Here is an 8,544-nt window from a genome sequence, read left to right as displayed (position 1 = left end):
AACAATAGGGACTCCAGGAACAGAAGATGAATCAGTTGAACTGAAGATTCCAGCTGGAACAGCATCGAATATGGTCGAAGGCGTATACGATGCAGAGATTACATGGACTATTGAAGCAGCACCTTAGGTTGTAGTGGAGTAAGCTGATGAGAAATTTCATCAGCTTGCTTTTTAAAAGGACACGAATAGTCTTCAGGCAACCGTATTGTATCCTAGCCTGCGTATTAGAAGAACATCATTTTTGAATAGACGGAGGCAAGTGCTCTCTAAGCCACTTACCAAGTTATTCCGTCGTTCATTTATACCTATATTAATTAGCTTTAGAGAGTAAAGGTATGTCAAGTGCAATATATAATAGGATTAAGAATCAAGTGAAAAAAAGGAACGGGGATTATGATGAGTCAAATTGAAAATAAAGTGAAATTAAGTTTATTAATACTTGTTTTTGCATTATTGAGTGTTTTACCAGGGAAAGTTATGCTAGCGGCTGAAGAAAATGGTGCTAATGGTGAAATAAGTGAATCAACAGGATTTACTTATAAAATCAATTTTCCAGAGAATCAAATTGATTCTAGCCTAGGTTATTTTAAATTGAAAATGCAGCCAAATCAAACTCAAAAAATTAGTCTGACATTAGGTAATCTTGGATCAGAAAAAACCACAGTAGAGGTTGGTCTTAATGGGGCAAAAACTAATCAAAATGGTGTAGTCGAGTATGGAGATTCCCCACTCAAAAACGATCCATCATTAAAATTTGATTTTACAGATATTGTCTCTGGGCCAGAAACTGTTGAACTTGGCCCAAAGGAAGTAAAAGACGTTGAGATAACTATTCAAATGCCTAAAGAAAATCTTGAGGGCGTCGTAGCCGGAGGCATTTATTTATCGAAAGCCAATCAGGGAGAATCTAGTTCAGAAAAATCGACAGGATCAAAAGTAGTAAACAAATATGCCTATATTGTTGCGGTAGTCTTGCAAGAAGCAGAGGAGGTGACGTTAAAACCTGATTTAGAATTTAATCAAGTGTTTGCCGGCCAAAATAATTATCGTAATGCGATTTTAGTTAATTTTTCCAATGTTATTGCGACGTATCTTTATGACATGGCTATTGACGTCCAAATTTCAAAAAAAAGTCAAAATGAGGTTTTATATGAGCGAAAAGAACTTGCAATGAAAATGGCTCCGAACTCATTTATTGAATTTCCAGTGAGTATGAATGGTGAAAAAATGGTAAATGGTGACTACAGTGCTCGTATATTAGTAACGTCACAAGATCAGAAATGGGAATGGATAGAGGATTTTAAAATAACACAAAAGGAAGCGGATAAATTTAATCAGCGTGATGTAAGCCTTGTTCAGGAAAAGGGAATAGATTGGCGAGTTGTATTCTTATTGGTGATATCAGGAATTGTCATAGTAGGAGTGATAGTTGGTGGTTTAAAATTGTCTCAACATAAAAAGAATCAAGCAAAATCTTCAGGTAAAAGTGCTCGTCGGAAAAAGGGACAATAGTTATATTTGACGATTCAAATATGGTGAAACTACTATTATATATAGAGGAGTATAGAGGATGACAGTTTGGGAGAGATTATATATTGGTGGGATTTCGATAACAATCCTGTGTCTACTGATAGCTGTTTATGCGAGTATTCGATTTTTTACTACTCAATCTCGAATAAAGAAAATAAAAAAAAAGAAATTCAGAAAAAAAAATAGAAATGAGAAACGATTACGAGATATCCAATTACTTGAGGAGGGGAAAAAAAAAGCAGGGAGATTATCATTGTTACTATTTATTGTTTCCCTTATGGTAATGGGCGGTATTTCGTATGGGTCTTACTATCAATCGATGAATTTGATGAAGGATGATTCTCTTTCTTTGATTCAAAGTCACTACTTGGTAAGAGATTTCGAAAAACAACTTCTTATTGCCAAAAACGAAGAAGACGATAAGGAGAATGTCACACAAAATATCCGTTATTTATCAACGGGGATGGCTAGTTATGGGACCAAAAGAGCTAGTCAGGTGAATACGGAAGAAGGTCAACTTATTTTGAATCAGTATTACAATGCAATTAAACAGCTAGGAATCAATGCAAGTACTCAAACGCGTAATTTTTTTGGTAATGCCGCCTTAGTTGATGAATTCTTGGTTGATATCCAACGTGTATTACGTTATGAAAAAAAAGTATTCAATTATTACAAGGTTAATCCGGACTCGTTTAAAGATAAAAATAAAGTTTAATCTGTTTATTCTAGCTATTTATTAAAAAGCTAGAAATACGATAGAAATGGAAAGGATGGTAGTAATGAAGGTTAGTTACACGATTTATCCAGAACGATTGAACGCTCTATCTGGAAAATACGATTCAATCTCCTTAATACCGATTCAAGAAATTAGTGCGAGATTTTTTTTGGAGTTTATTAAAAATAATAGTGATAACGACATATTTTTCAACTCAATTTCAGATACGGGGTTGCAAGTCATACAGATGCTACCTGCATTGGAGTATTTAAAAAAATCAGAAAAAATTATATATATTGAAAATCAAGAATTATTTTTAAGTTTAGACTATCAGAGAGTATTTGATTTTATATATGGTTTAGCTATTGGGGAAAGAATGTTATTACAGATAAGAACAACAGAATATATGAAAATGGCACGAGCGAATGGCGTGTCACCAGGAAGACCATCGATAAGTCCACTAGTAAAGGTAAAAATTAAACACCTACATACTATTGAGAAAAGATCGATTCGGGAAATAGCTTTAATATGTGGAGTATCAGTAGGAACAGCTTATAAATATGCTAAAAAAGATACGCCTTCAACAAGCAGCTTAATTTGTTAGCCTAAAATGACTTTAGATAGTTATTTAAAAGTGAGGTCTTTTAACTTACTCAAATAATGGTGAACCGGCAACACTTTCATGTACAAGAAAAATAAAAAGTTAAGGTGTTGAGATAACGATTATACCGAGGTGATTGACGAAGTGGACCATTGACAATGAGCGGAGATATGTTATTCGTTAGAAGTCGACAAATTGGTTGAAGTTAAGACGACCCCACATATCTCCGGAGGCTCGTTGTCAATGGCAATCATAACATAACAGGTAAACACACTCTTAATTCTTATTAAATCTTTAAAAAAAGTGCTACGATACCAAGGATTTACCTATCATCCGATAGAGTAGTTATGTAAAAAAGAGTCAATGATTGTTATTTTAGATTTATGTCATAAAGGAGAAGATAGTATGAAAAGAGAACGAATTAAGTTTTTAGTGCAAGGGTTTATTCTATTGATTCTTGGTGTGTTGTTTATGATTGATCCAATTCAAAAAGGGCGAATGTTTCTTCAGGTCATCGGTATTAGTTTTTTAATCATAGGTACATTGATTGTAATCAACGGTCTATTTAGAACAAGTGGAGTGGGGTATACAATTTTACGAGTTTTAGAAGGTGGTTTAGTTGGAGGCGTGGGGCTAGTCTTTTTTCTTAGAAACCCAGCCAGTGGAGCTGTCATTGTTATTTACTCAATCGTTTGGTTAATGATTATTATGGCAATTTTAAACACAATAGCGGTTTTTCAAACAAAAAGTAACTTAAAATGGCTCCCAATACTATTGAATGGACTTGTTATTTGGTTTGGTGTCCAGTCGTTGTTTGATCCAATACTTGCTGTTACTATTTTTTATTGGACAGTTGCTTTCCAACTGATTTTTATGGGGATCAATCATATAATGATTTCTTTTATATTACCTAAAGAGGATTAATCAATTGCTTTATAAAATAACAGATAGAAATTTGTTTAAAGGATGTAGAAGAAATGAAGACAATATTTCAAATTTATGATAAGCGATGAAGTGTTATAGCTAATAGGAGTAATTAGTCATCCGATTAAAAACGATGGATATTAGTAGTCAAAAAAAATAAAGTTATTCCATTCATGCTCATTACTGAAGATAGTATTAAACCTATTATAAAAAAGATTTTGGTTATTATCTGGTGACTAATTAAGTTAATTCTAATGAATTTCGTAAGGGTGGTTTAGATTATAATACTGGAAAGGTGGTGAAATCAATGAGTATTCTTAAGTCGGCAGTAAAATATAAGGCAGTAAAAAACGTAACCGATAAGGCAGTGGGAGGAGGTGTTATCTCGACTGTAGCAGCTACTAAAATAGTGAAGAAGAGTAATGAACATAGTAGAAAAAGAAGATCTGGAAAAAAATAATGACGAGTAAAGACTTAGTTTATCGGCATTAAATAGTAAGCCATTAGAGGGCAAATACTTGCCGAGTTTGAAATTGGTGAAAATAAAAGCAATTATGATTTCAATAATCATAGTTGCTTTTATTTACGGTACTGGATTCACAGTACTATTTTTTATTCGATAAACAGTTTGCCTTGTTATTCCATTTGTCTTAGCAATCTCTGTAATTGAGTCTCCCGCCTTCAGCATGTTGATCACACGATCATAAACAACACGTTTCTGAGGATCTGCCGACGTGGGTGAGTAGAGGGTAGGGCGACCTTTATAAACGCCACGCTTCTTGGCCAACTTTATTCCTTGTTCCTGGCGTCGTTTGCTTTCAGCTCTTTCTTGTTCAGCAATCATGGCCAGTATTTGGACAATCAAATCTTTAATAAATTTATCTAGCAGAGGATTGCCTATTGCTTCAGCCATTATCGGGAGACTCGTAATAATCAATTGAACTTCTTTTTCTTTCAAAAAATTAACTGTCTGGATTATTTCATCATAATTTCTTCCAAGTCGATCAATCGCTTCAACCATAAAAATATCTCCAGACCGGACATATTCAATTGCCTTTTGAAATTCTTCTCGATTAGCAGCTGAAGCCCCGGACTTTTTTTCTGTAAAAAATTTCTCAGCACCAAATTTTTTAAGATTAGTTAATTGTCTATCTAAATTTTGTTCTTCAGATGATACTCGTGCATAAGCAACTTTCAAGGTAAAATCCTCATTTCTAAAATCTGTTTATCATACACCCTAATCATACACACGAAAGTCAATAAAATCAATACCAGGTACTTGTCTATTTAGGGTACACCCAATCGGACAGTACGTCAGATGTAATTATAATTTATAGATTATAAAAAAAGTACCAAAAAAAAATGTGGCTGCTGAAAAAGTCCGAATTTTCTTAATTGAAAATTCGGACTTTTTATTATTTTCCACTAAAGTGGCAAAAACTAATAAAAAATGAAGTTTTGCTCCCACTGAAAGTTCTTATTTCATTCTATTTTGGGAACTAGATTCTTATATTTTTCCTGTTTTGTTATTTCATGAGTTTTTCAGCAGCCTACAAAAAAATTGCTAGTACTTTCCAGTGTATTTTGAAAACCTGCTATACAGATAGCGTATAATTTTCATGTATTTTTTTTGCTCGATGTATTGACTTATACTTTGAATCAATATTTTTAATTATCTGGAACTTGTTAAGTGAAGTCAACGGTTTAGACTTTGTCAAACATATGTACATAGTTTCTACTTCTTTTTTTGTGTAGTTTCGATTAATGTCGTTTATATCATTTTTTTGAAAAATTTCTTCAATCTCTTTTTCAGAAAAATTTATTTTTTTGTTTTTGGTGGTTACTTTCACCGTATGCTGTGTGCTAGGTGATACTACCGTTTGTATTTTTTTTATATGAGCCTTGTTTACTTTAGTCAAAGCGTTAAAAATATTGTTAAGATTATCGATTTCATAATTTTTTTTGATATTATTTATCTGATCATCTAATGAATTTTGAAGGTCAATTTTAGAAATTTCCAGAATAAGTTTAATTAGTCTTTGTTCTTGATTATCCATTTTGTTTCCTCCTCTTTCGATGTCAACTTAATAATATTATACACCCTACTTTTATTTTACTCAACTCACGAGCCTAACGTTTCCATCCTCTCTAACATTTCTCGCATAATCGTATCGTATGTGTCTTTACTAGGTGGCAAAGTGTCTAACTCATTATTTGCTATAGCCCTAGTTATTCCTACATAATTATTAGTGAACGACTCAAAAATATATATTGGGTCACCACTTTCAGAACTAATTCTTTGTAACTCTGCGCTTAAAATCGACTCTATGTCAACGTAATTGACTTGCCCTCGTATCAATGTGTAAAAGACACCAATCAATTTAGGTTCGTCTCCAAAATAATGTTTATATAAATAAGCATCCTCGTGCAATTGGCAATATTTTTTGTAGGTTTTGCTGATAGTTTCAATATAGTGAATAATTCCGTTAGTACTTACAGAATCTGCTATAGTCGGAATTACATAATAATCAGATACTAGAAACGCACTTTGAGTAATGACATTGCTACTTGGTGGGCAATCAATTAAGACATAGTCATAGTCTTCACTTACTTTTTTGATAAGTTTAGCTAATATTGAAAAATAACGAATATCTGCATCCATATTCATACATAATTCATCTAGTCCTAAGCTGTTTTTATACGTAATTTTAGTAGGAATAAAATCAATATTAGTTTCATACGGATAGACTAAGTTTTGGTAATCGAAAGATAAGTCTAGATTGTATCCTTTTTTAATATTTTCTATTTCTAAATCATAAATATAGTTTAATGTCTTTGTATCATCCATATCTTCTAAAAAGTGAAAGTCGTCTATGTTTTTTATACACAGTTCGCTAAGGGAGCTCTGAGAATCTAAATCTAAAAGTAATACCTTTTTATTCTCATGTGCTAAGTGTCTACCCAACAATAATGTACTTGTTGTTTTCCCTACTCCGCCCTTATAGTTACCTACAAAAATAATTTCCATTGAATTCTCCTTTAAACACTTTATTTTATAATGTTAACTTTAACAGGATGATTACGATATTACAATACAATTAGAAGATTAATAGCTTTTTCAGCTATCCATTTAGAATAGCCTCTCTTATTGATTTCCCAGTTCTCCCTCAAAGATGTGGTGGTTTGTAAAAAAGTGAGGCACATCATAGAATCACCTACAAAAGCTAAGAAGATATCGATAATCATAGCTGTATTTCTCCTATTTTTACCATAATCCATTTTCCAAGACATACGAATGTGATAACAGATAGAAAGTCCTCCGTAGTAAGCAACCCTGTTTTAAACATTGGTTTTTGATAGACCATAAAACCTTATACAACAAGTGGATAGGCTACAATAGACTAGACAGAAAAAATAAGGTGTATACAATAGAAGAAAACACACTGGAGGAATTTTGAATGTCAAGACGTGAAAGACGTACCTTTACAAAAGAATTTAAACAACAAATGGTCGATCTCTATCATGCAGGAAAACCGCGCATCGAGCTGATTCGGGAGTATGACTTAACTGCCTCATCCTTTGATAAATGGAACGGGATCTTTCGCAGAGAAAGATAATCTAACACCTGAACAGAAAGAGCTCAATGAACTACGCAAACGAAATGTTCAATTAGAAATGGAAAACGATATTTTAAAGCAAGCAGCGCTGATATTCGGTCGAAAAGACAAATAATTGATCGAAATAAAGAGAAATACCCCATTTCAGCAATGTGTAAAATTTTAGGTATTTCTCGCCAAGCCTACTACTATCATCCTAAACCTAAGAAAAGTGAAGCCGACTTTGAAGAAGCTGTCGAAGAGGTGTTTAATCAAAGTCGAAAAAATTATGGCGCACGAAAAATAAAGAAAGAGCTTGAAAAGAGAGGCATTATTCTGAGTCGTCGTAAAATCAGTCAGATCATGAAACGACGTCACTTAGTCTCCACTTATACGAAAGCTAAATTCAAAGCGGCTAAAACGAGCGTCAATGAGGCTAAAATTGCCAATAAACTTAAACGCCAATTTTCCAACCGAGAGCCCTTAGAAGCGATTGTAACAGACTTAACCTATGTTCGGGTGGGTGGTAAATGGCATTATATCTGTTTTATCTTAGATCTATTTAATCGTGAAATTATTGGCTATTCATGCGGCCAAAATAAAGATGCAGAACTCGTTAAGAAGGCTCTAAGTCGGATTTCTTATCCCCTAACAGACGTCCACTATTTTCATACAGATCGAGGGAAAGAGTTTGATAATCAGGCCATTGAAGCCGTGTTAAATGCGTTTCAAATTGAGCGTTCTTTAAGTCGAAAAGGGAATCCCTATGACAATGCGGTAGCCGAATCGACCTATAAACCAACCAAAGTCGAATTTGTTTATCCTAACACATTTGCGACCTTAGAGGAACTAGACATCCATTTATTTGATTATGTCCATTGGTGGAACTATCTGAGGCTCCATGGCTCATTGGGATATGAGACACCAATTGCCTATCGCTACGCTAGATTGGCGAAGCGCACCCTTGAGTTGGAGCTTGGGTGTGATACGAACGAGGGGGCGGCATAAGCGTTCAGCTAGTGCCTTCGCCGCCTGAAATCAGACCCAAGGAGGCTCGTTGTCAAGGGCAATCGGGACAGGGATTCAACACAATCATTGACACCTTATAATTTTTGTCAAAAAAAGGGTTGCCAATTCAGGCTTCTTTGCCGGTTCTTGTCAAAACTTATGTCAAAATC

General features: G+C 34.0%; 9 protein-coding genes and 1 pseudogene. 6 read left to right on the top strand and 4 right to left on the bottom strand.

The features are described from left to right. The first annotated feature begins 396 nt into the window (after window positions 1-396). The 5 genes from I6N95_RS24905 to I6N95_RS24885 all read left to right on the top strand — a co-directional run bounded on the left by I6N95_RS24905 (window position 397) and on the right by I6N95_RS24885 (window position 4,230). Window positions 397-1,512 carry a WxLIP family cell surface protein gene (locus I6N95_RS24905; protein ID WP_209532588.1) on the top strand — a complete coding sequence of 372 codons (1,116 nt, stop codon included), beginning with the start codon at window positions 397-399 and terminating at the stop codon, window positions 1,510-1,512. A gap of 58 nt (window positions 1,513-1,570) precedes the next feature. Further along, window positions 1,571-2,245 (top strand): hypothetical protein, encoded by a 675-nt coding sequence (locus I6N95_RS24900; protein WP_209532586.1) that lies wholly within the window; start codon window positions 1,571-1,573, stop codon window positions 2,243-2,245. 64 nt (window positions 2,246-2,309) lie between these two features. Further along, window positions 2,310-2,849 carry a hypothetical protein gene (locus I6N95_RS24895; protein ID WP_209532584.1) on the top strand — a complete coding sequence of 180 codons (540 nt, stop codon included), beginning with the start codon at window positions 2,310-2,312 and terminating at the stop codon, window positions 2,847-2,849. 402 nt (window positions 2,850-3,251) lie between these two features. Continuing rightward, the gene (locus tag I6N95_RS24890; RefSeq protein ID WP_209532581.1) at window positions 3,252-3,770 is read left to right on the top strand and encodes a DUF308 domain-containing protein; all 519 of its coding nucleotides are present in this window, start codon (window positions 3,252-3,254) and stop codon (window positions 3,768-3,770) included. Window positions 3,771-4,077: 307 nt separating this feature from the next. Continuing rightward, window positions 4,078-4,230, top strand: a complete 153-nt coding sequence (locus tag I6N95_RS24885; RefSeq protein WP_209532579.1) for a hypothetical protein — start codon at window positions 4,078-4,080, stop codon at window positions 4,228-4,230. Window positions 4,231-4,353: 123 nt separating this feature from the next. Here I6N95_RS24885 and I6N95_RS24880 read toward each other — a convergent pair whose 3' ends face one another. The 4 genes from I6N95_RS24880 to I6N95_RS24865 form a co-directional block, all read right to left on the bottom strand. Then, on the bottom strand, window positions 4,354-4,968 hold the full coding sequence (locus I6N95_RS24880; RefSeq protein WP_209532577.1) for a recombinase family protein: 615 nt from the start codon (window positions 4,966-4,968) through the stop codon (window positions 4,354-4,356). A 397-nt stretch (window positions 4,969-5,365) separates the two neighbouring features. After that, window positions 5,366-5,827, bottom strand: coding sequence for a hypothetical protein (locus I6N95_RS24875; protein ID WP_209532575.1), 462 nt, complete (start codon window positions 5,825-5,827; stop codon window positions 5,366-5,368). 65 nt (window positions 5,828-5,892) lie between these two features. Next, entirely contained in the window at window positions 5,893-6,798 is a 906-nt protein-coding gene (locus tag I6N95_RS24870; protein WP_209532573.1) for a ParA family protein, read from the bottom strand. 59 nt (window positions 6,799-6,857) lie between these two features. Continuing rightward, the gene (locus I6N95_RS24865) at window positions 6,858-7,016 is read right to left on the bottom strand and encodes a hypothetical protein (RefSeq protein ID WP_209532571.1); all 159 of its coding nucleotides are present in this window, start codon (window positions 7,014-7,016) and stop codon (window positions 6,858-6,860) included. Between the two features lie 212 nt (window positions 7,017-7,228). On the opposite strand from I6N95_RS24865, the pseudogene I6N95_RS24860 reads away from it, so the two are divergent. Then, a pseudogene (locus I6N95_RS24860) lies at window positions 7,229-8,374 on the top strand (IS3 family transposase). Window positions 8,375-8,544: the final 170 nt, after the last annotated feature.

It is taken from the genome of Vagococcus allomyrinae (assembly GCF_017829975.1).
GTDB lineage: Bacteria > Bacillota > Bacilli > Lactobacillales > Vagococcaceae > Vagococcus_D > Vagococcus_D allomyrinae.
Note: the sequence above shows the minus strand (reverse complement) of the source record. Positions and strands in the feature narration are given on the sequence as shown.